This is a genomic window from Streptomyces chryseus, from assembly GCF_014650755.1.
Lineage (GTDB): Bacteria > Actinomycetota > Actinomycetes > Streptomycetales > Streptomycetaceae > Streptomyces > Streptomyces chryseus.
This window is the reverse complement of the sequence record NZ_BMVO01000034.1, coordinates 20,164-43,617: the sequence shown is the minus strand read 5'-3', so window position 1 is coordinate 43,617 and position 23,454 is coordinate 20,164. Positions and strand designations below refer to the sequence as shown.

Below are 23,454 nucleotides of genomic sequence, written 5' to 3'. Positions count from 1 at the left end.
GCCAGCGGGTGTTGCGTGTCAGACGGTGCTCGTACAGCAACCAGGAAACATGCTCGACGAGCTCGTGCGGGACGTCGAGCATGGCAGGATACGGAACCAACAGGGCCTCTTCGGTCGACAGCGTGCTGAGTGGAAACACCACGCCAACGACGAGAGGCCCTGCCTCGTCACCACGCACTCTGACCAGCCCATTTCACCCACCAGCACAGGATGAAAGAGGCTCACTGAGCCCGGAAGCGAGAGCCTGCGCACGGAAGTCAGGCTGTGCCGGAGCGGCGGAGGTCGCGGTGAGCCGAAGAGCAGGGCGACTGCCGCGAAGAGCGTCGCACGTTTTGCGATCTGCATTCTTCCACCTAATGGGTAGCCGTCGGGGCCGTCGTCCTGGCTCCGGCACTCGGACGGATCGGCGGCGCGCCGGTGTTGGGCGCCGCCGATCCGCAAGAGTGGCATGTGGTCTCCGGTCCGCGACGGCCGCGGACGGTCCGGCGTCGGCGGAGCGGACGGTTCGTTCTTGTCCCGGGTTGTGTCTCAGGTCGTGCCCGGACCGCGATCTGACGTGCGGGGTGTCAGTTGGGCGGCTTCGAGCCAGTGCGCCTTGTGCCGTTCGACGGTCCGTCTGTTGTAGTCGTCCAGCCGTTGTTGCGCCGCGTCCGTCGCCTGCGCGAAGCGCCTCGCGGGGTCGGCGCCCTGCTCCAGTACGTCCCTCATCGCCTGGACCAGGTCGGCGTGCATGTTCGCGAGTTCGCCGACCAGCGCGCCGGTCGCGGCCGGCGTTCCGTCGGAGGCGTCGAGTTGCTTCGGCGCCTCCAGATGGTGCGGCTTGTCGGCGAACCAGCCTTCTGCTTCCAGTAGGCGGTGCGAGCCGTGGGTCACCGGGATGAAGCCGCTGGACTTGTGCCAGGCAGCGGCGCCCTCCGGATTGAGCAGGTATTGCAGGAATGCCAGCGCGCCGTCCTCCACCTCCGGCGGCAGCCCGGCGGCCAGAAACAGGGAGTCGCCGCCCAGGACGTCGCCGGAGTACGGCACGGCGCCGTTGCGTGGCAGGCCGTCGGCGACGACCTCGATCCCTGCCTGCGCCCCGGCCGACACCACGGACTGGGCCATCACGGAGGAGTTGCAGAGGAACGCCACCCGGCCCTCGATGAAGGCCTCGAACGTCCCCGCCCAGTCCTGAGCCGCGCCGGTGTGGAAGTACAGGCCGTCTTTGTGCAGCCGCTGCCACCACGTGGCCCAGGCCAAAAGTTCCTCGGAGGCCAGGTCTACCTTCTGGGCCCGGCCCGACCGGCCGTTGGCGTGGTCAGCCAGCAGGCCGCCCTGCTGGCACACGGCACCCTGGAAGAACCAGCCGTCGACGGCCCACGCGATGGCATGTGGAGGGCCGCCGTCCGTCTGCACGACGGCCCGGCAAGCGGCCTCCAAGCCGTCCCAGTCCTGCGGCACCTCTGTGATTCCGGCCGCCCGCAGCATCGTCATGTTCGCGTACAGCAAGCCCGTGGAAACGCTGAACGGCATCGACACCAGTTCACCGTCGTAGCTGTAGTAGCGGCGCGCGCTGTCGACGAAGTCGTCGAGGACCACCGGCTCACCGAGAATCTCCCGGCGTCCGCCGACCGCTCGCTGCACCGGGGTGAACAGCGGCCCACCGGTCGCGGCGACCGCGTCGCGGGCGTGCTGGGTCTCGGTGAAGAAGACGTCGACGAGCGCCGGGACGCGGCCCCGGTCCAGGATCCGGATGAAGTCCTCGCGGCCGGTCTCGGCCCAGTACCGGTACGTCGAGATGCGGACCTCGTAGTCGGGATGCGCTGCGCCGAACTCCGCGGCCCGTCGGCGCACGGGGTCCAGGAAGCCCTCGAAGGGGTGGTCGGCGAGCAGTACTTCGACGACGATCCGGCCGTCGTCTCCCACGCCTCAGCCCTCCCGCTTCGCGGTGAGGAACACGAACGTCCCCGGCCCGGACTCCTCGACCACGCTCAACCCGGCGGCAGCCAGCCAGGACCGGATCTCCTGCGGCTCGAACAGCAGGTAGCCCTCTGGCCGGGCGGGGAAGATGTGCGAGCGTTGGAAGTAGCGGTACACCGGGTCGTCGGCCCAGCGGAATGTCATCAGGGTCAACATGCCGCCTGGCTGCAGGCAACGGCCGATCTCGGCGATCACCTGGGCCGCGTCCGGCATAGCCTGCAGGGCGTTCCAGCAGTTGACGGCGGCCAGGCAGCTGTCGGCGACGGGCAGCTCAAGGGCGCTGGCCCGGACCGCGGCCACGTGTGGCAGTCGGCCGCGCAGCCAGTGGAGCATGGCGTCGTTGAGGTCCAGGGCGATGACCCGGTCGGCGCCGACGGCGTCGGCGACCACCCAGGTCCAGCGGCCGGCGCCGGCCGCGAGGTCCAGGACGGGGGCACCGGTGCGGGCGGCGGCCGCGCGCAGCCGGTCGGCTATGTAGGCGTCCTCGATCGCCGGCGTGATGCCGCCGCCCCAGTTCTGGCCCATAACACGCAAGAAGGCCGGGCGCAGCCCAACCTCGTAGTGCTGGCCGACGGTGCTCATTACGGCGGCGTTCTGGAGCACGTCGGCCTCGATGTCCTCGGCGGCGTCGCTCACGCCGGCGCCGGAGCGCTCCCGGCGGGACAGGTCGAGGATGCCACCGAGGGCGACGGGGTAGTAAGTGGTGCAGCTCTGACAACGCGCGCCCCTGTCCTGGAAGGTGAGGGCGCTCCGGCAGGAGGTGCAGCGCAACGCGGATTCGTGCCGGGTGAACGTGGCGCTGTCGGCGGTGCTTGCCGGCTCGTGCGGGGCTGACCAGTACGGGTTCTGGTCGACGACCGGAGTGGGCATTCCGTTGGCCACCGACCACAGGGCCTTGGCCCCGGCCGTGGCCCACAGCGTGCGGGTGTCGTCGTCCCAGGTCGCGCTGATCTGCTCCGGTGTCAGGGTCCTGATCCAGGCCCGGTCGAAGTCCCGCTCCTGCTCGTCGATGTCCCAGTCGAACGGGGAGGGCCAGGCCCGGCCCAGATCGGGGTCGAGGTGATCCAGCCGGGTCAGCCCGCGGTCCAGTCGGGTCCGGTCGTCGGGGTCCAACGGCACACCGCTGAATGCGGACCGGACGCGGGCACGCTCGTCCGGGAAGTGCGAGAGCAGGTACAGCAGCGCCAGGGTGAGCGGTGTGACGACGGTGGTGCCGCGGACCTCGTCGAGGAAGGAGTCCAAGCCCTGGCGCACGGCGGTGGCGACCGGGCCGCCGAGCACCGGGTACTCGGCCTCGACGAGCAGGCCGAGGGCGATCGCCAGGTAGCCGCGGTGCGCGGCGTCGGCGTCGGCGTCGTCCCAGGCAACCAGCAGATCGGGGACGGCTTCCCGTGCCGAGGCGGGATCGTTCAGCACTCCGTCGGTCCAGAACGTGCCGACCAGGCGGCTGAACGCCTCGGCCAGCGCTTCGGAGTGTGCTTCACGGAAGGCGGTCAGCGGTCCGGCGGCGGTGGCCGGCTCGGCGTTCGGAGCCATGGCGAATCCTCTCTTCGACAGGTCTGCCCCCACCATCGCTTGCCCGGCGGCGGCCGACATCTTCGGGAATGCCCAACCGGTTTGCGCCCCTTCGCATCCAGCGAGAAGGGTCCGCGCCGCGCCGCTGCTAGCGTCTGGAGGCGATTGGACCGTGCGACGCTGGCGAGGTCCGCCTGTCCCACTTCCACGGCCGGGACGACCCGACCGGCGGTGGCCTGGGTGGGGCTGCGCCTGGGGCGTCGGCCCACCCCCGAACTCGGGAGCGAGCATGAAGACTGCACTCCGGACTTGTCCACTGTGTGAGACGTCCTGCGGATTACGGCTGACCCTGGACGACGCAGGCTCCGTACTGCGGGTCGAGGGCGACGAAGACGACCCGTTCAGCAAGGGCTTCCTCTGCCCGAAGGGGGCGGCGCTGGGCCAGCTCGACGAGGATCCGGACCGGCTGGCGCGTCCCCTGGTCCGGGTCGACGGTCAGTTGCGGCCCGCCAGCTGGGAAGAGGCGTTCACCGAGGTGCACCGCGGGCTCGGAGAGACCATGGCGGCGCATGGCCGCAACGCCGTGGCGCTGTACTTCGGCAACCCGACGTTCCACACCATGGCCGGATTCCTCTACCGACAGCCGCTGACCCAGACCCTCGGTAGCCGCAACGTATACTCGGCCAGCACTATCGACCAGATGCCCAAGCACGTGGCCAGCGGCCTGATGTTCGGCGATCCGATGGCCGTGGCCGTCCCGGACCTCGACCGCACAGACTTCATGTTGATCCTCGGGGCGAACCCGGTGGAGTCCAACGGCTCGCTGTGCGTAGCGCCGAACTTCAAGGGCCGACTGCGGGCTTTGCAGGAGCGCGGCGGCAAGGTCGTGGTCGTCGATCCGCGGCGCACCCGCACCGCCGAACTCGCTGACGAGCACCTGTTCATCCGCCCCGGGACGGATGCGTACCTGTTGTTCGGCATCGTGCACACGCTACTGGCCGAGGGACTGACCTCTCTGGACGTGGAAATCACCGGGCTCCCCGAACTCAGGTCCCTGGCCCTCGACTTCACGCCGGAGGTGGTGGAGCGGGCCTGCGGCGTGCCGGCGGCGACGACCGTGCGGCTGGCGCGGGAGGTCGCGGCGGCGCCGTCGGCGTCCGTCTACGCCCGGATCGGCACCTGCACCGCCGAGTTCGGCTCGACGGCGCAGTGGCTGGTCGACGTCATCAATGCCCTGACCGGGAACCTGGACCGGGCCGGCGGCGTCATGTTCGCCAAGACCGCGGGCCTGGAGATCTTCCGCAGCGGACAGCCGTTCGCCACCGGCGCGTGGCACAGCCGGGTACGCGGTCTGCCGGAGGTCCTCGGCGAGTTCCCGGTCGCCACTATGGCCGACGAGATCGAGACACCCGGGGATGGCCAGATACGGGCCCTGCTCACGGTGGGGGGCAACCCGGCGCTGTCCGCGCCGGGCGCCCCGCGCCTGGCGCGGGCCCTGTCCGGGCTGGATTTCATGGTCTGCGTCGACCCCTACCTGAACGAGACAACCCGGCACGCGAACGTGATCCTGCCACCGCCGCGGATCCTGCAGAGCCCGCACTTCGACTTCCTGGTGCAGATCATCATGGTCCGCAACTACGCCCGCTTCTCCCCGCCGGTGCTGCCGCTGGGTCACGATCAGCGCTCTGAAGCCGCGATCCTGGCCAAGCTGTTGCTGATCCTGAGTGGTCAGGGCCCCGACGTCGACCCCGAGGTGTGCGAGGAGATGCTGCTCGGGCAGCTGCTCGCGGCCGCACCGGAGCTGCGTGACGGCCTGGACGGCGCCGACGGGACCGAGCACATACTGGACGCGCTGCTGAAACTGGGGTCCTACGGTCTATCGCTGGAGGCGATGCGGCAGGCCCCGCACGGCCTGGACCTCGGTCCGCTGCAGCCGCGGCTGCCGGAGATCCTATGCACCGCGTCGGGGAAGGTCGACCTGGCGCCGGCGGCGTTGGCCGCCGACGTGCCGCGCCTGCTGGATCGGCTGAGGGATCCGGCCCCGGAGATGGTGCTGATCGGACGCCGGCACCTGCGCTCGAACAACAGTTGGATGCACAACGTGCCCTCGCTGGTCGGTGGCAGCAACCGGTGCACGCTGCAGATCCATCCGCAGGACGTGGCCCGCTTCGGCCTCGGGGAGCGGGCGCGGGTGCGGTCCGCAGCCGGGGAGGTCGAGGTGTCGGTGGAGGCCACCGACACGATCATGCCGGGGGTGGTGAGTCTGCCGCACGGCTGGGGCCACAAGGACAGCGGGCAGGCCGTGGCGCGCAGGAACGCCGGTGTCAACGCCAACGCGCTGACCGATGAGCTGGTGGTGGACCCGGTGTCGGGGAACGCGGTGTTCAACGGGGTACCGGTGAGAGTGCTGCCGGTGTGAGGACGAATGCCGAGCGGCGCCGTGCGCGATGCACGGCGCCGCGAGGATCAGTCCCGGTCGGCTTCGGCCGGGACGACGTTGACGTTCAGGTGGAAGACGTTGCAGGGGTCGTACTCGCGCTTCAGCACCGCCAGCTGTCGATACACCTGCTGCGGGTACACCGCGTCGATGTCCGCCGGGAGAATGTCGCTCAGGAAGCCGCTGTAGGCGCCGGACATCGACGGTGCCAACGCGGACCAGAACGCCTCGTAGGCGGGCAGCAGCGGCTCGTTCCCCTCCGGGGAGCCGAGCAGCACGCCCATGACCATTGCCTGGGTGGAACGGTGGGGGAACGCGGTCGCGTCCTGCGGCACCCGGTTCAGGGCGCCGCCGATGCTGCGGATCTCGACGTACAGGTTCTCGAGGTTGGCCTGCTCGGCGAGAATCGTCGTGACCAGGTCGCCGGTCAGGGCCGGGGTGAGGCGGTTACGGACGCGCGGGCGCCAGCCCGGGGGAAGGTCACCTGCGGGCTGGAGGGCGTCGCCGTAGGGCATCAGGCGGACCTGGTCGTCCACGACGGTGCCGAGTTTGCGGATCGGGTCGATGGCCAAATTCGCGGCCGCTTCCTCGTCGCCGGCGTAACAGACCACGATGGCCAGGGGCGGGGTGGCCTCGCCGAAGGTCGGCCAGCACATGGCGGTGGCTGTGAGCTCCTCGGGGGCGGAGTCCATGTGCGCCGCCCAGCCGCGCAGGACGGCGGCGGTCTCGTCGGCGGCGAAGGAGATCTGGCCGAAGAAGACCTGTGCGACCGGCTGTGCCACCACGGTGAAGGAGGTCACCACGCCGAAGTTGCCGCCGCCGCCGCGGATCGCCCAGAAGACGTCCGGGTTCTCCTCGGCGCTGGCCGACAGGATGCAGCCGTCGGCCGTCACGACCTCCGCCGCCACAAGGCTGTCCAGGGCCAAGCCGTACTTACGGGCCAGCCAGCCGATGCCGCCGCCGACCAGCAGGCCGCCGACACCCACGCTGGTGGTGTCGCCGGAGGTGAAGGCCAAGCCGTGCGGTTCCAGCGCGGCCGCGACCTGGGCCCACTGCGCGCCGGCGCCGAGGCGGACCAGACCCTCGGACTCGTCCACCACCTCAATGGAGTTCAGGTGCGCCAGGTCCAAGACCAGACCGCCGACATTGGTGCTGAAGCCGGCGTTGCTGTGGCCACCGCTGCGGGTGGAGATCTCCAGATGGTGCTCGACCGCGAAGGCTATGCCGCGGGCCACGTCGTCGTTGCTGCGGACTCGGATGATCACGGCCGGGTGCCCGGTGTGGACGATCAGATCGGTGAGCTCGTCGTATCCCTCGTCGCCCGGCACGTAGACCTCGCCGGTGATTTCGGCCCGCAGGCACTCGATGGCCGCGGGGTCCAAGTCGCTGTTCATGGTGGTCTCTCTCTTCTTCCGTTGAGCAGCACCCGTCGGCGCTGTGCTCATTCCTATACCTGTCAGTCGGAGCCGAAGCGCGGATCAAGACATGCGCAGGCACGCCGGTTTCTGCGGTGGGACGGTTTGGAGGGGGTCATCTGCGAGAAGGGCTCCCCATGGCCGACATCCGCCACCGCGCACGACCGGGGAGGGCGCCGCCGTCCTGGCCTCCGAGTGGAAACCGTTCGGGGACGTCCTGCGGGGACTCCACTACGGCGACCACGCACAGTTGTCATTCGGTTACGCAGCGCTACATCCCGCTAGGCGCCTTCCGCCAGGGCCTGTTCGGCACAGCCGCCGGGGCGGCGCGCCGTCCCGCTGGCGGCGGACGACCGCCGCCAGCCAGGCTTTACCGGCGTCTCAGCCCTCCTCGGGCATCTCGAAGAACGGCCGGACCTCGACGGCGGACCACTGCGCGTCCGGGATCATGGCGGCGAGCTCGATCGCACGCTCCTTGCTGGCCACGTCGACGATGTAGTAGCCGCAGAAGTATTCCTCGGCATCGACCAGCGGGCCTTCGGAAGCGGCCGTCCTGCCATCGCGCACCCGGACCACGGTGGTGTTGGCGGGCTCGCCCAGGGCCTCTGCGGCGACGAACTCGCCGGCCTCCTTGGTAACCGCCATCAGCTTCTCGTGGGCGGCGCCCACGGCGGCCTGCTGCTCCTCATTCAGCGCCTCATTCGCCTTCGGGTTCAGGTTGATCAGCAGCATGTACTTCATCGTTGGACTCCTCGCGATCGGGCGCCCGGCGTGGACGCTCCCACCCGTAGGTCGGAGCCGTCCCGGGGAACCGGACATCGCGTGCGGAACTTTTCGCCGGGCTGCTCACCGGCCACGTCGTCGGTGGCGCGGCCGAGCAGTTCCTGCCGCGACGGCGCGTTCGTGTCGTCCATGAAGCTCCCTGGATGTTCCCCCTGCGGATACGCGCCACTTGGGCCACGGCCGTCGGCCGCGGCAGTTTGCGGCCTGCTGGCGCGCGTCGTGTCGTCAGGGCCGGTTGATCAGATTTTTGAGGTCCGGGAACGACTCCAGGTCCGGGACCGTCCAGCCGTCCAGGTCGTACTCGGACATGCATTGCTCGGCGAACCTCTCGTAGCCGGCCAGCTGGCCGGAGGCCAGCTGGCTGGCGTACAGCTCGACCCGGGTGTTCTCGTGGTTGCCCGAGTAGTTGCGCTCGTACAGCTCGTGTCGGCTGCCGAACTCGCTGCCGATCGCGTCCCACAGCAGCTTCATGAGCTTGACCCGCTCCACGGCCGTGACCCCGCCTGAGCCGCGGACATACTTGTCCAGGTACGGCCGCGTCTGCGGGTTGCGGAAGTCCTCGGCGCTGGAGGGAACGTAGATCAGCCCACTGGCCACGTCCTGCAGGATGATCTCCCGGAGCCTCGGGTAACCGACCTGCATGAACCATCGGTAGGCCATCCCGTAGTCCCCGTTGGGCAGCACCGCTCCGTCCTTCCACGGCACCGGGTTGCGCGCGGCCGCGTCGGACAGCCCCCAGAAGAGGTTCCGCCAGGCCAGCACCTCCCCCAGCCGGCTCTGCACGCCGCGGAAGTCCCGCACGCCGGTGACCTGCAGCGCCTTGGACAGCAGACCGGCCAGAAACTCCAGCTTCACCGCGAGCCGGATGCAACCGTGGAAGGTGAACCGCTCGGGGAAGCCGGAGCGGGCGGTGAACATCTGCACCTTGCCCAGGTCCCCGTAGATGAAGACGTTCTCCCAGGGGATCAACACCTTGTCCATCACGAGGATCGTGTCGTTCTCATCCAGCCGTGAGGACAGCGGGTAGTCGAAGGGGCTGCCGGCCACGGCCGCGGTCGCGGTGTAGGAAGGCCGGCAGATCAGCTTCACGCCCGGGGCGTCCATCGGCACGGTGGCCACCAGTGCGAACTCACGCTTGCGGATCGGCAGGCCGTAGTGCGCGATGAAGTTGTAGTGAGCCAGCGCCGAGCCGGTGGCGACCACCTTGGCGCCGCTGACCACGAGTCCTGCGTCGGTCTCCGCCTCGACGTGCACGAACACGTCGGCGACCTCGTCCGGCGGCCGGTCGCGGTCCACCGGCGGATGCACGATGGCGTGGTTCCAGAACAGGACCTTCTCCTGCGACTCGCGGTACCAGCGCCGGGCGTTGTCGGCGTAGGGCCCGTAGAAATCTGCGTTAGCGCCGAGGGTGCCGAGGAAGGATGCCTTGTAGTCGGGACTGCGGCCCATCCAGCCGTAGCTCAGTCGGGCCCAGGCCGCGATCGCGCCTTGGGCGGCGACCAGGTCCTCGGCGCTGCGCGGCGTGGTGAAGAAGCGGTGGGTGTACCCGTCACCGCCGCCGTCGACCGGGCAGGTCAGGACGTCGCGGTAGCGGTCGTCGTGCAGGGCGTCGTAGAGCCGGGCGGTCATGCGCACCGGGTTGTGGAACGCCGGGTGCGTCGTGACGTCCTTGACGCGTTCGCCGTATACGTAGACCTCGCGAGCGTCGCGAAGGCTCTCCACGTACTCCTCGCCGGTCATTGGCCGAGTGGCCATTGCTGTTCTGCCTTCCTGTCGGTCCGCCGGGCCCGGGGCCGGCGGACGCCGGTGTCAAAGCAGTTCCACACCGCAGTCCTCGACGGCGGTGATGAACTCCCCGCGGGTCAGGGCGGCGGCGACAGTCTCGATGTCGTCAGCCATGTACCGGTCCTGATGCAGCGGCGGCACGAGCGAGCGGACCGCGTCATAGGCGGCGCGGCCGGCCGGTCCCAGGCCGTCGTAGCGCCCAGAGACGTCCACCGCCGAGGCCGCGGCCAGGAACTGCACGGCCAGGATGTGCTGGTTGTTGGCCAGCACCCGCCGGGCGTTTCGGGCCGCGATCAGCCCCATGCTGACGATGTCCTGGTTGTCGCCGTTGGACGGCACGCTCTGTGTGCTGGCCGGGCCGATCGTCCGGTTCTCGGCGACCAGCGCCGTGGCCGGATACTGCGCCCCGGCGTACCCGCTGCTCAGACCTGGGTCGCCGGCCACCAGGAACTCCGGCAGGCCGTAACTCAGGTGCCGGTTCAGGACCCGGTTGAGCTGCCGCTCGGCCAGCACGCCGAGCTGGGTCAGGGCGATGGTGGTGAAGTCCATCACGAAGGCCACCGGCTGGCCGTGGAAGTTCGCGCCGTGGAAGACCTCGTGGTCCTCGAAGAACAGGGGGTTGTCGTTCGCGGAGTTGAGCTCGGTCTGCACCCGGGCCGTGGCGTGCGTCAGGGTGTCCCGGACACTGCCCAGCACCTGCGGCATCGCGCGCAGGGAATAGGCCTTCTGCAGGTAGATCTCGGTCCGGGTGACGTCCCCGTCGTCCTTGGCCGCGGCGACCTGACGGCGCAGGTCCGAGTGCTCCACAGTGAGCCCGCTGCCGCGCAGCAGGGCCCGCATGTTCGCCGCGGTGTCGATCTGGCCGGGGTGCGGCCGGGCGATGTCGTGGCCCTCGGGCTGGAACGGCCCCATCGACCCGCGCATCGCCTCCACCAGCAGCGCCGAGACGATCTCGGCGTGCCGCACCTGCTCCAGCGACCGGTCGACGATCAGCGCGCCCAGCCCGGTCATCGCCGAGGTGCCGTTGATCAGCGCCAGGCCCTCCTTGAACTTCAGCTCCAGCGGCGCTATCCCGAGCGAGCGCAGCACCGGCGCTACCGGCCGTCGGCCGTCCGGGCCCAGGAAGTAGCCCTCACCGATGATGGTGGAGGCCACGTGCGCCAGCGGAGCCAGGTCTCCGCTGGCACCCAGCGAGCCGATCTCGGGGATCGCCGGGATCAGGTCGGTGTTCAGGTACAGGGCCAGCCGCTCCAAGATCTCCGGCCGGACCGCCGAGTAGCCTTTTGCCAGGGCGTTGAGGCGCGCGGCGACGATCGCACGTGCCTGGTCGTGAGGGAAGAACGGACCGACACCGGCACTGTGGCTGCGGACGAGGTTGGTCTGCAGCTCGGTCTCCCGCGAGGGGTCGACGAGCATGTAGATCATCTCGCCGTAGCCGGTGGTGACGCCGTAGACCGGGGTGCCGGCGCGGACCACGTCCTCGAACACGGCGCGGCTCTTGCCGGCCTTGGCCAGCGACTGGGGCGTCAGCCTCACCTCGGCCCGCTGCTCGGCCACGCGGCGGACAGCAGGGATGTCGAGCGTCTCGCCGTCCAGGACGGCTGGAGCGCTGATGGGGGTGGTGGACACGGGGTACTCCTTCATCGGGTTCGGTCGACCAGAGCCGCCAGGGCCGCCAGGCTCTGATGTGCGTAGAACTGGGGGACGGTCACGTCGGCCGCGAGGCGCTGGTGCACCTGGTGCAGCAGCTGCGGGACCAACAGGGAGGTGCCGCCGACGGCGAAGAAGCTCTGGTCGGCGTGGGCCGGCGGCGTGCCGAGCAGGTCCGCCCAGATCGCGGCGAGGTCTGCCTCGGTACCAGTCGCGGGGCGCCGGGCCGCTGCATCGCGCTCGGCGGCGGCGACGGTACGCGCCAGCTGGGGGCGGTCGACCTTGCCGGTGACGGTACGCGGGAGACGGTCCAGGGTGCGGTACAGGGCCGGGAGCAGCGAGCGGCCGAAGCGTCGGCGCAGGTGGGTGCGCCACTCGCTGGGTGAGCCTTGCGGCTCGCCGTCGGGTGGGCTGCGCGGGACGACGCAGATCACCAGGCGGACGGCCAGGCCGTCGCGGTCGGCGCCGGCGACGACGGCGCAGTCGGCGACGGTCGGATGCCCGGCCAGGGCCGCTTCGACGTCGGTGAGCTCCAGCCGGCTGCCGTAGAGCTTGATCTGGCTGTCCTTGCGGCCGCGGTATTCGAGGGTGCCGTCGGGGCGGCGGCGGGCGAGGTCGCCGGTGCGGTAGCAGGGTGCGTCGATGGACGGGAGGCGGGTGAAGGCGGCGTGGTCGTGGTCGGCGAGGTAGCCGTCGGCGACGTAGGGGCCGGTGATGACCAGTTCGCCGGTGACGCCGTCGGGGCAGAGGCGGTCTGATTCGTCGACGATGAGGACGCCGCGGCCGGGGATGGGGCGGCCTATGGGGACCGGAGCGGCGGCGGGCTTCGCTGACGTACCGGCTGACGCGCTGCTTGCCGCGCCGGTGACGTGTACTGACCGCCGGTGAACCGGGTGCCAGGTCGCGGCGATGGTCTCGGTGGGGCCGTAGAGGTTGGCGATGCGGACCAGCGGCAGCGCGGCCAGCAGTCCGTCGGCGAGTTCGCCGGGCAGTGCTTCGCCCATCAGCAGCAGGGCCCTGAGTGTGCCCAGTCGTTCGGCGGAGCGGCGCTCGGTGAGGACGCGGAGCAGTTCGCGGGCGAAGCTCGGCACGGTCTGGAGTACGCCGATGCGTTCGGCGGCCAGCCAATCCAGAAGGCGTTCGGGGTTGGCACGGATCTTCTCGGGCACCGGGCACAGCGTGGCGCCCGAGCCGAGCGCTGCGAACGTCTCGGCCAGGGCAGGGTCGTGTTCGGCGGCCACCCACTGCGCGACGCGTACGCCGGGGCCGATGTCGAACTCGGCGGCCATCCACGCGGTGAACTGCGCGAGGGCGGCGTGAGTGTGCGCGATGCCTTTCGGGACGCCGGTGGTGCCGGAGGTGAAGGCTACGTAGGCGCGGTCGGTGAGCCTCGGCGGCGGGGAGGGGGCGGATGCTCGTGGCGCCGGGTCCGGCTCTCCCACCGTGACGACTTGGCCTTCGATGGTCATGGGGTACCGGTCGAGGAGTTCGTCGGGGCCGGGGGCGGCAGCTCCTGCGGTTCCGGTCGCTCCAGGGGCCACCAGCATCGCCACCGGCTTCAGCGCCTCGAGGACTGCCCGGCCGCGGTCCCCGTTGTCAGCGGTCCCCAACCAGCACAGATGTGCGCCGGCCAACAACACTCCGAGCAGTGCGGCATACTGACGCGCTCCCACCGGCAGCCGCACCACAACCGGATCGCCGGCCCGCACCCCGGCGGCCCGCAGGTCCTCGGCGACCCGTATCGCGGTGGCGTACAACGCGCGGTAGGTCAGCGTGCCGTCGTGACCGTCAACGGCCACCGCGTCCGGGTCCTGCGACACGCGCCTGCTGATCGCCTCCACGATCGTGTACCCGGGCGCGCCGTCATCGGCCCGCCGGTCAGCCTCGCCGGCGGCGCGTGCCGCTCTGCCGGGACTGTCCAGCGTCAACTCACCGACGGTGGTGTCCGGAGCCCGGACGGCGTGCCGAAGCAGCGTACGGAACTGTCGCAGAATCATCCGCGCAGTCTCCGGCTCGAACTGGTCCGCGTCGTAGAGCACGGTGACGGCCGGCCCGCTCCCGCTGTCGTCGACTCGCAGCACCAGATCGGCCGGTGCCGGCCCACCGTGTTCCGGGCAGGGCTCGACGACCGCACCGGGTATCGTCAGCACCGGCTCCGGCCGCCCCCGATAGTCGAACACGACATCGCCCAACGGCACCCGCCGCACGTCGCGAACGACCGGCAGCGCCCCGAGCACACGCGCCAGCGGAACGGTACGCCGCGCCATCGCCTCGGCGGCCAGTGCCGTGCCGCGCTCGAGGACGTCGTTGAAGCTCTGCCTCGCCTCGATGTCGGCCGGCAGGATCAAAACGTTCGTCGCCGCGCCCGCCCCGCCCTGCGAGACCGGCACCGCGACAGCCACCCGGTCGCCTCCGGTGTAGCGGTGCAGGAGGACCTGGAACGCGGTGAGCATCACGACGGACGGGTTGCTGCGACTGGCTTCGGCACAGCGTGCGACGGCGTGGCCGAGCTCCGGGTCGGCCGGGGCGCTGACCGTTCCCCACCGTCCCGAGACCCGATCCGGACGCGGGCGGTCTGCGGGCAGAGGAAGTTCGCTCGGCAGCGGGTTCAGCGCATTGACCCACCAGGCCAATGCCTCAGGGGATTCGGCCTCCGCGGCGGTCAACCCGCCGTAGGGAGTGTCTGTCAGGAGCGCTCTCCCAGCGCACAGTTCGGACAGTTCTTCGACCAGCGTGTTCAGGAAGTCTTCGTCAGCGAATGCGCCAGGAACCACCAACCGAACCCGATGCTCCTCGGGCCCGCAGCGTGTGACCGTCATCTGTGCCCCCGTCGGCACGCCGACCGGATCCGACTTGCCGCCGCCGGCCGGCCCTGACTCCCTCTGGCCGGCCGGCCCGCTGTCCACCTCGCGCAGCCGAAACGCCTGCGTCCCGGAACTCGCCCAGACCCTCCGCACCGGCACGCCGTCCCGCAGCACCAGCGCCGACCGCAGTTGCTCGTGCCGGTCCACGAGCGACCGCCAGGCCACAGCCAGCGCCGCCACGTCCAGGTCGCCGACCACCCGGTACGTCCGGCATCGCGGCACCGGCTCCTGACCGAGCGCACGCAACAGCCACAGCCCTTGCTGCACCTCGGTCGCCGGCACATGCCGGTACGCGGGGTCGGTCATGGACAGCCTCCATCAATCACTCGGCACTACATGGGAATCGGACAGACCGCACACCACGCCACATCGGGACTCTGATTCACAGCGAGCGGCTCCCTGACTACACAATGACGACCGCGTCCAACAGCGGCATCTCCTGGAGTGCGGCTGTCATCGCCGTCCGCCCGCACCGGGTCCGGGTATGCCGCCGACATAGCCCGGCACCGTCGCCCCCTCGGCCCGCCCGGACTTACTGACGGTCCATCAGCAACCGCTGTGCGTGCCGCCAGTCGGCAGTCACGACGCGCGGACGGCGCGCGATGCGGCTGCCTTCCTCTCCCCCGGGCGGCGGGGTGCCTGTCCCCCCGGCGGTGGCGATGTCGTCACACGTACGTCGAACCGTTCGTCGCCGCCCACGGTCCGCCGCCACACCGACCCGCCCTGTCCACCCGCCCGCGAGGGCCCGGCCGCCGCCCGCCGACGGAACGTCAGCTTCGTTCAGCGATATCCGGGCGGTGGACCCGGGTTCCGAGGGCGGTCGGCCATAGCGCCGTATCAGTGCGTGGAGGGACCTCCTGTCCTCATCGGAGATGGACCGGCAGCTCGAGTCGGCCGTTCATGATGAATGTGCCCTGGCCGGCCAGTTCGCCCGGCTCCACCGCCAGCCGCAACCGGAGGAAGCGCGTGAACAGCTCCTCCACCGCGATGCGCACCTCCATCCTGGTCAGCGCCGGGCCGACGCACCGGTGGACGCCGTGGCCGAACGCCACGTGCCGCTTGTCCGCGTGCCGGGCGTCGAACTCCCCCGCGGCGTCGCCGTGCAGCTCCGGGTCACGGCCGGTCGCGGCGTAACCGACCACCACCGGGTCGCCCCGGGAGATGGTCACGCCGGCGATCGTGACGTCCTCCGTCGCGAACCGGAACGGCAGGTGCGCAACCGGCGCGTCGGTGCGCAGCGTCTCCTCCACCACGTCGTCCCAGTCCACCTCGCCGCCCGCTGCCAGGGCGCGCTGGCCGGGCCGGGTGAGTAGCGCCAGCGCGGCGTTCGTGATGAGGTTCCTGGCCGGTTCGGCGCCGGTGTTGAGCATCAGTTGCGCCAGGCCGACCAGTTCGGCATCGGACCCGCCGCCCGCCCCGGTCACCGGGCACCCGCTCGGCTCGGCCGCGACCAGATCGCTGATCAGGTCCTCCCCCGGTTCCCGGCGCTTCTGCGCGACCAGGGCCTCGATCTTGCTCCGCAGCGAGGCGAACTCCACAGCCGCCTTCTGCGGGTTCGGCTCGACGTACCCGGCGCGGTCCAGGATGCCGTCCGGGTCGCCGTCGGGCACGCCGAGCAGCTCGCCGATCACCCGCGACGCCACCGGGTGCGCGTACCGCGCCTTCAGGTCGACCGGTTCACCCGGCCGCTCGGCGGCATGGTCGGCCAGCTCGTCCAGCGCGCGCGCCACGATCCGCTCGACCCGCGGTCGCAGCATGGCGATCCGCCGCGGGCTGAACGCACCGGCGACAAGGCGGCGTTGGCGGGCGTGCGGCTCACCGTCCGCGGTGGACATGTTGTCCATCCGAGCCCAGACGATCAGCGGGAAGTCCGGGCCGAGGGTGCCCTCGACGTACGCCGGCCAGTGCCGCCGGGCGTTCTTGGCGAACCGCTCGTCCGCCAGGACCTGCCGGGCGGCGTGGTAGCCGGTCACCGACCAGGCCTCGACTCCGCCGGGCAGCAGCACCCGGGTGACCGGCCCGCGGGCCCGAAGCCGGGCCGCCTCGCCGTGGATGTCGGTCCCGGCCGGATCGATGACGAAGAGCGGATCGTCGTCCACGTCTGCCTCCTGTGAGGACGGATAGGTAACGGTCACTCGTATGGTGTCCGGGGGGCGCCGCCGCGGGCGTCTTCCACGGTGCGGACTCGGCTCTTGCCGAAGGGGGCCGATCGCCGTGACGCCGGTGCCGGTCGTTGTCCGGAAGCGCGGGTCCCGGGCAGACCATCACCGTCCGCTCGTCGTCCCAACCGGCCTCTCCCGCACCGAAATCACTCACAAGCCGCAGGTGATTGAGCTGCAGCACGGTTTACCGGCACGCTCGGCGTGGACCCCGGGCGTCCTGCGCTGGATCTCATACAGTGGTCTTTCGTAAGGTGAGTAATGTGATCCAGCCGATCGCTTCCACCGGACTTGAACCATTCGTTCGGGCCGTCGCGCGTGAGGCCCGAGGAGGCTGAGGGCTGACATGAAATACCTGCTCATGATCTACGGCAACGAGGAGAAGTGGGCTTCGATCCCGGCCGAGGTCCTGGACAAGGAGATCGCGGAGCAGGGCGCCTGGAACTCCCGCTACAGGGCCTCCGGCGAGCTGCTCGCGGCCTACGGCCTCGGTGACAGGAGCGAGGCCTCGCTGGTACGGAACAAGGACGGCGCCCCGTTCTCCACCGACGGCCCCTACCTGGAGGCCAAGGAGTTCGTCTGCAGCCTCTACCTCCTGGAGGTGGAGTCGGCCGAGCGGGCCCGCGAGATCGCGGCGGACATGCCGTGGGCGCGCGAGAGCCCGGTCGAGATGTGGCCGATCCTGCATGACGGATTCGCGCCGAAGCCCGACGACAACGCCTGACCGGGGTGACCGCCGCCCCCGGCTCCCGTCCGGGGGCCGGGGGCGGCGCGCTGTGACACGACCGGCAGCGGCGGCCGGGCGGTCGGTCGCCGCGAGGCCCGCTGATGCCCCGCCCAGTGCCCTTGGCGCGCCACCGGCGGGGCCGGGGTGGTTCGTTGGCGTCGTCGTCGCGGCGACCGCGCAAGCAGGAAGATGCCTGCCCCTGCCACCACTGCGACCCTGGGGCAGGGCTTGGTGAATCTGGTCCCAGCGCGAGAGGAGAAGCCATGGAAAGCACGAAGACCACTGGCCAGGCGCAGGAGACGGACGAGATCGCCGAGATGTTCGACGAGTCGTCCGACATGTCGAATGTGTTCAACGACGGCCAGGTGCATCTGGCCTACTGGTACGACGACGAGGACGAGGCTCCGTTGATCGAGGCGGCGCAGCGACTGACCCGCAAAGTGGCGGATTCGCTCCGGCTGCGCAAGGGTGATCGGGTCCTCGACGTCGGTTGCGGCCTCGGGGCACCGGCCATCCAGCTCGCCACCGAGTACGGGGTGCAGGTCACCGGCGTCAATATCAGCACCCGCCAGGTGGCCGAGGCCCGGGCCCGGGCCCGGGCGGCCGGGCTGGCCGACCAGGTCACGTTCCGGGTCGGCGACTTCGGTTCGCTGGACTTCCCGGACGGCAGCTTCGACGCGGTGGTGGCGATGGAGTCTCTCGTCTACGTCGGTGACCTCGGGCATACGCTCGGCAGCCTGCACCGGGCGATGCGCCCCGGCGGCCTGCTGTCCTTGACCGAGCCCACCCGCGAAGGGCTCGGTGTCGCGGCCGCCGGCCAGTTCGCCGCCGACTTCGGGGCGAAGCGGATGCTGTCGGTGGCCGAGTGGCTGGACACGTTGCGAGAGGCCGGGTTCGAGCCGGCGGAGTACCTGCAGTGCGGGCCGCGGGTGTTCGGGATGGGCCCCAAGTACCTGCAGGCCGTGGATACGCGGCGCGACGAGCTGGTCGGCCGGTTCGGCGAGGCCGCCGTCGACGGACTCCGGCAGACGCTGGAGAACTTCTTCGCACCGGGGGCGGACCAGATCGGTTATGCGGTTGTCACCGTCCAAAAGCCCCGAAGCTGACCTGCCGGGACGCGGCGCAGCAGGGATACGTGCTGACCGGGCAGGAGCGTGATGTCGGTCTGCGGTGGATCGCCGGTCCCAGCCGCGAGCAGCTCACCCGGACTGGGGCCGGCACCGACGCGACGGCGTTCTCGTCCGGCACCGTCCTGGCGCTCAATTCCTCAGCCCCTTACGGCACGCACGCCCGTGTGAGCTGCCGGAGTTCCACTCGCACCCCTCGTGCAGAGGCCGGTGCCGTCGGCGCCGGCGTATCGGAGGTCCGCCATGGCGTGCGGACGGGCGGCCGTTTCCTCTGGTTGAACCTGTCGGTCGTGGCGGTGGGCCGGGGGCGCAATCACGAAGATGCGCGGCCCTCGAAGCTGTGATGAGAATCGAGACGCGGCCACGTAGCAGTGCGCTGACCCATCCGTTTGGCCCGGTCGTGCCGGCCGACGACGTCCCGCCGTTCCTCACCGACCAGGAGATCTTCCACGGCGCGAACCGCTTCGGCCAGCCGATCCGTTCGTGACGGACGTGCGCAGTACCCGGCCACCACGCCGGTCGCGAAGAACCGGACGATCGGCCCGGCCGGCATTGACAGCGTGCCGTCCAACGGCGACGACCAGGGCGTGGTCGGCATGGCCCGGTCACCGCCGAACTCGACCACGACACGCTGATCGATGCCCTCCACAACGGCAGCGTCCGCCTTTTCTGAGGAGAGATCCCACATGACCACGACTTCGCAGTCCCAGCAGACAACCGCGGCGCTCTCACTGCAGCAGCAGTTTCTCTGCATGTTCGCCCAAGGCTTCAAGACCGGGCCGTTCGGGCCGCACTACACGGAGGTCTTCGCGTGGCGGGTCCACGGCCGCGTCGACGTGCGGGCCATGCGCCTGGCGTTGGCCGATGTGGTCGAGCGGCATGAGGCGCTGCGCACCGTGGTGCACTTGGAGAACGGGGGTGCGCAGAGCGTGCTGCCCGCCGTACAGCCGGAGCTGGAGCTGGTCGACCTGGATGAGTCGCCGGGCGCGGACCGGGACCGGCGCGCCGAGCAGCTCATGATCCAGGCGGAGACCCGGTCGTTCCCGGCCGACCAGGTCCCGTTGCTGCGGGCCGTCCTCGGCCGCTTCGACGAGCAGGACTCCGTTCTGGTTCTGTGCGCCCACCACAGCGCCGCCGACGTCTGGTCGATCCAGGTGATCCTGCGGGACCTGGCGGAGTGCTACACGGCTCGCGCGGCCGGTGACGAGCCGCAGCTGCCCGAGGTGGCCCAGTACCGGGACTACGTCGCCGCGCAGCAGGAGGAGGCCGACGGGCCGGCGGTGGCCGCTTCACGGGCGTACTGGCGCGAGACGCTGCGCGGCGCCAAGATCCTGGTCGCGCCGGTGCACCCCACCGGACAGTCCCCCGCGACGAGTTATCACCGGTTCACCACCGACGCGCACCTGAGCGCGGAGGTGTCCCGGCTGGCCAAGGAGACGCGCAGCTCGCCGTTCATGGTGCTGCTCGCCGCGTTCACCGTCTTCGTGAACCGCCGTACCCGGGCGACCGACATCGTGGTGCCCACCTTCACGCCGGGCCGGGAGCACCGATTCCAGTCCACGGTCGGGTCGTTCTTCAACTTCAGCCCGCTGCGGGTGAATCTCGACGGCTGCCGGACCTTCCGCGATGTCGTCTCCCGCACCAGGAAGGCCTGCATCGGCGCCTTCTCGCACGAGCTGCCGCTGCTGCACATCCTCGCCGAGGCGCCCGAGCTGATGTCCTCGGCCGGCCCCGACGCGGTGCCGACCCTGTTCCAGGCCGTCCAGCCGCCCTACCTGATGCAGGGCGACCGGATCGGCGACCTCGAGTACACGGCGATCTGGCGGCGGGTCATCCCGCAGCCGCTCGGCTCCGACACTCCGGACGGCATGATCTGGTCGATGCACCTGAGCGACACGGAAGTGGTCGGCGGGCTCAGCTTCAGCCGACACCTTTTCGAGCAGGCCGAGGTCGGCGATCAGGCAGCCGGGTTCCTTGAGGTGATCGGCGAAATGGTCGCCGCCCCGGACTCGGCGATCTGAGGGCCGGCGCCATGACCGAGACCGAGAACGCCGCGCGGGGCGCGGCCATGCTGCCCGAGGCCGACGTCACCCCGGCCGTGTTGATCGAGAGGGCCAAGGCCATGGTGCCCGCTCTGGTGGCGCGCCAGCACGAGACCGAGCAGCGGACCTATTACGCCGAGGACACCCATCGGGCGTTCCGGGACGCCGGCTTCTACCGCATAACGGTGCCCAAGCGGTACGGCGGCTACGAGTTCGGCTTCGACACGTTCCTGCAGGTCGCGATGACCCTGTGCCGCGCCTGCCCGTCCACGGGCTGGATGTTCTGCCTGGGGGCTGCACACTCGCTGTTCGCCGGCAGCATGTTCGAGGAGAAGGCGCAGGCCGAGATCTTCGGCGGCGGCGACTTCATCGCGCCGCTCGTCAACGCCCCGTACGGAACAGCCACGCGCGCCGAGGACGGCGGCTGGATCCTGGACGGTGTGTGGAGGTACTGCTCCGGCGCGCCGTACGCGACCCACCTGATCGGCAATACCGTGATCGCCGGGGATGATGCGAACCCGCCACGCCGGCTGCTGTTCATCGCGCCCCGCGATCAGTGGGACATGCTCGACGACTGGGGTGGGCAGCTGGGCCTCAAGGGCAGCGGTTCGCACAGCATCCGGATCTCCAGCGGGCGCATCCCCGATAGCTTCGGCATCGAGGTCAACTTCGAGGAGATCTCGGTGACCGAGGGCACTCCGGGGCGCAAGCTGCACGCGCACCCGCAGTACGGTGGCGCGCCGGCAAGCTCGATGGCTCTGGAGGGCGCGCACATCGCGGTCGGTATGTGCCAGGGCGCGCTCGACGCGTACACGGAGCTGATGTTCTCCCGCACCACGATCATCCCACCGTTCCTGCCCAGGGCGGAGGATCCCGACTTCCAGCTCTGGTACGGGAAGGCCAGCGGCATGATCGACGCCGCCGAGACGTTGGTTCTCGCGGCGTCGCGGCGCTGGCACGAGCTGTCCGGGCTGCCGGTCGGGGCGTTCACCGCCGAGGAGGACGTGCGGATCGCGATCACCTGTCGAGAGGCCACGGAGCTGGCCTGGCGGGCCGTTGACGAGATTCTCCAGCCGACCGCCGGTAGCCATGCCGTACGTGAGGGAACCCGCCTGGAACGGGTCTGGCGCGACCTCTCCACCGGGCGTACGCACGCCAGCTCCGCCGTGCTGCTCACTACCGTGGCCAACCGTGGGTTTGCCCAGCTCAGGCTGGCCAGCGCGCGGCGTCGGCCCGCACCGAATGCGTAGTCCCCAACCAATGTCGGTGGTCACAGGCGACCACCGACACGGGTGACCGGCGGTCGGGAAAGCCGTTGGCGCCGCTTCTCGCGCGACGAGATCGAGGAGGGTGCGGGCGCGGGCCGTGTCCGCCGGGTCCCGCACCACCAGCCGGTCCGAGCGCGGCGGGCCGCGCATATGACGACCGGCATGCCGGCGGGCCGGGCACGGAGCCCCGCGGACACGGCCCGGGGCTGGTGATCGGCGCCGGGTCGGGCGGCGGGCGCCGGGGAGGACGTGGTGGCCCGGGGCCTAGGCCACTTCGAAGGCCGCGCCTGGAACGGCCGGCGCCATCACGTCACCCTCGTCGGTGCCGCGCACCCCTTCTGCGCTCTCCAGCGCCTGGCCCGTTTCCCGCAAGGGCGGCAGCAGCCCGAGTGGCCATCAGTTGTCCGCGAGGTTCAGGGCCTTCTCTCGGTCAGGACCGGTGCCTGCCCCTCCTGTCGCCGTGACATCACGGCACCGGTGTCAACCCGGCCAAGCCCTGCTAGTGCCGCATCAGGCAACGTTCGCCCGTCATGACGCATCGCTGGGTTGCTGCGTCGGGAGGCATCAGACAGCCACAATGTCGGAGTGGCTGAACGTGTGCGGGTCCGGGAGATTGATGACGACGAGGGCCGGCGGCTGCTGCGGATCATCCGCAGAGGCACCGGATCGGTGGTGACCTGGCGGCGGGCCCAGATCGTGCTGTTGTCCGCGCAAGCCATGCCGGTGGCGAAGATCGCCGAGGTGACATTCACCAGTGCGGACCGAGTCCGGGACGTGATCCACAACTTCAACACCGATGGCTTCGAGGCGCTCTACCCGAAGTACAAGGGCGGCCGCCCGGGAACCCTCACGCTCCCCGAGCGCCGGGAGATCAAGAAGATCGCCAAGTCCAAGCCGGTCGAGCACCGCCTGCCGTTTTCGACCTGGAGCCTGGCCAAGCTGGCCGACTTCCTGGTCGCCGAGGGGGTGGTCGACGACATCAGCCACGAGGGCCTGCGCATCCTGCTCCGCGAGGAGGGCGTCTCCTTTCAACGCGTGAAGACCTGGAAGACCTCACGCGACCCGGACTACGCGGCCAAGAAGGCCCGCGTCGAGCATCTCTACGCGATCGCCGACGGCGAGGTCACGCCCGACGACGGCGAGCCCGAAGTCGTCTTCCGCATGGACGAGTTCGGGCCGCTCAACCTCCAGCCCCACCCCGGCCGGCAGTGGGCCGAACGCGGCGGCCGGCACAAGGATCCCGACCGCGAACCCCGGCCACGTCGCCGGGCGACCTACACCCGCCCGCACGGAGTCCGGCACCTGTTCGCCGCCTACGACCTCACCAAGGACCAGCTCTACGGGCACGTCAAGAAGACCAAGAACAGGTCGAAGTTCCTCGAGTTCTGCCGCTACCTGCGCTCCCTGCACCCACTGGACACACGCATTGCGATCGTCTGCGACAACTACTCACCGCACCTGACGACAAAGCGCTGCCAGCGGGTCGCGACGTGGGCGGCGGCGAACAACGTGGAGATCGCCTACACACCGACCAACAGCTCCTGGCTCAACCGGATCGAGGCCCAGTTCACCGCCCTGCGCTACTTCGCACTCGACGGCACCGACCACGCCAGCCACAAAGACCAGGGCAGCATGATCCGCCGCCACATCATCTGGCGGAACAAGCACGCCGCCGACGAACGCCTCCGCGAGGTCGTGAACAGGGCGAACGTTGCCTGATGCG

Annotated in this window: 15 protein-coding genes and 1 pseudogene; 6 read left to right on the top strand and 10 right to left on the bottom strand. The window is 70.3% G+C overall.

The window, feature by feature from the left end:
- The 3 genes and pseudogenes from IE185_RS30320 to IE185_RS30310 all read right to left on the bottom strand — a co-directional run.
- Positions 1-142: pseudogene (locus tag IE185_RS30320) on the bottom strand (IS5/IS1182 family transposase); the annotation flags it as partial.
- A 386-nt stretch (positions 143-528) separates the two neighbouring features.
- Complete coding sequence (locus tag IE185_RS30315) at positions 529-1,905, bottom strand: extracellular solute-binding protein (RefSeq protein ID WP_138895558.1); 1,377 nt, start codon at positions 1,903-1,905, stop codon at positions 529-531.
- A 3-nt stretch (positions 1,906-1,908) separates the two neighbouring features.
- On the bottom strand, positions 1,909-3,495 hold the full coding sequence (locus IE185_RS30310) for a class I SAM-dependent methyltransferase (RefSeq protein ID WP_138895557.1): 1,587 nt from the start codon (positions 3,493-3,495) through the stop codon (positions 1,909-1,911).
- Between the two features lie 268 nt (positions 3,496-3,763).
- On the opposite strand from IE185_RS30310, the gene IE185_RS30305 reads away from it, so the two are divergent.
- Complete coding sequence (locus IE185_RS30305) at positions 3,764-5,893, top strand: molybdopterin oxidoreductase family protein (RefSeq protein ID WP_138895556.1); 2,130 nt, start codon at positions 3,764-3,766, stop codon at positions 5,891-5,893.
- 47 nt (positions 5,894-5,940) lie between these two features.
- Here IE185_RS30305 and IE185_RS30300 read toward each other — a convergent pair whose 3' ends face one another.
- From IE185_RS30300 to IE185_RS30275, 6 genes are all read right to left on the bottom strand, one after another.
- Positions 5,941-7,305, bottom strand: a complete 1,365-nt coding sequence (locus IE185_RS30300) for an FAD-binding oxidoreductase (RefSeq protein ID WP_138895555.1) — start codon at positions 7,303-7,305, stop codon at positions 5,941-5,943.
- Between the two features lie 402 nt (positions 7,306-7,707).
- Positions 7,708-8,067 carry a YciI family protein gene (locus tag IE185_RS30295; RefSeq protein ID WP_138895554.1) on the bottom strand — a complete coding sequence of 120 codons (360 nt, stop codon included), beginning with the start codon at positions 8,065-8,067 and terminating at the stop codon, positions 7,708-7,710.
- A 267-nt stretch (positions 8,068-8,334) separates the two neighbouring features.
- Entirely contained in the window at positions 8,335-9,864 is a 1,530-nt protein-coding gene (locus IE185_RS30290; RefSeq protein WP_138895553.1) for a 4-hydroxyphenylacetate 3-hydroxylase family protein, read from the bottom strand.
- Positions 9,865-9,918: 54 nt separating this feature from the next.
- Entirely contained in the window at positions 9,919-11,538 is a 1,620-nt protein-coding gene (gene cmdF / locus IE185_RS30285) for a tyrosine 2,3-aminomutase (protein WP_138895552.1), read from the bottom strand.
- Positions 11,535-14,714, bottom strand: a complete 3,180-nt coding sequence (locus tag IE185_RS30280) for a non-ribosomal peptide synthetase (protein ID WP_138895551.1) — start codon at positions 14,712-14,714, stop codon at positions 11,535-11,537. Before IE185_RS30280 ends, cmdF begins: the two co-directional genes overlap by 4 nt.
- A 557-nt stretch (positions 14,715-15,271) precedes the next feature.
- Positions 15,272-16,507 (bottom strand): cytochrome P450 family protein, encoded by a 1,236-nt coding sequence (locus tag IE185_RS30275; RefSeq protein WP_189716417.1) that lies wholly within the window; start codon positions 16,505-16,507, stop codon positions 15,272-15,274.
- 406 nt (positions 16,508-16,913) lie between these two features.
- On the opposite strand from IE185_RS30275, the gene IE185_RS30270 reads away from it, so the two are divergent.
- The gene (locus tag IE185_RS30270; protein WP_138896499.1) at positions 16,914-17,291 is read left to right on the top strand and encodes a YciI family protein; all 378 of its coding nucleotides are present in this window, start codon (positions 16,914-16,916) and stop codon (positions 17,289-17,291) included.
- A gap of 266 nt (positions 17,292-17,557) precedes the next feature.
- Positions 17,558-18,400 (top strand): SAM-dependent methyltransferase, encoded by an 843-nt coding sequence (locus IE185_RS30265; protein ID WP_138896498.1) that lies wholly within the window; start codon positions 17,558-17,560, stop codon positions 18,398-18,400.
- A 334-nt stretch (positions 18,401-18,734) separates the two neighbouring features.
- Here the strand turns inward: IE185_RS30265 and IE185_RS33910 are convergent, their stop codons facing one another.
- Positions 18,735-19,070: a hypothetical protein gene (locus tag IE185_RS33910; protein WP_189716415.1), complete on the bottom strand. Its 336-nt coding sequence runs from the start codon at positions 19,068-19,070 to the stop codon at positions 18,735-18,737.
- A 37-nt stretch (positions 19,071-19,107) separates the two neighbouring features.
- On the opposite strand from IE185_RS33910, the gene IE185_RS30255 reads away from it, so the two are divergent.
- The 3 genes from IE185_RS30255 to IE185_RS30245 all read left to right on the top strand — a co-directional run bounded on the left by IE185_RS30255 (position 19,108) and on the right by IE185_RS30245 (position 23,450).
- Positions 19,108-20,442, top strand: coding sequence for a condensation domain-containing protein (locus IE185_RS30255; RefSeq protein ID WP_138896496.1), 1,335 nt, complete (start codon positions 19,108-19,110; stop codon positions 20,440-20,442).
- A gap of 11 nt (positions 20,443-20,453) precedes the next feature.
- Complete coding sequence (locus IE185_RS30250; RefSeq protein WP_138896495.1) at positions 20,454-21,713, top strand: acyl-CoA dehydrogenase family protein; 1,260 nt, start codon at positions 20,454-20,456, stop codon at positions 21,711-21,713.
- A gap of 603 nt (positions 21,714-22,316) precedes the next feature.
- Complete coding sequence (locus tag IE185_RS30245; protein ID WP_138896493.1) at positions 22,317-23,450, top strand: IS630 family transposase; 1,134 nt, start codon at positions 22,317-22,319, stop codon at positions 23,448-23,450.
- Positions 23,451-23,454: the final 4 nt, after the last annotated feature.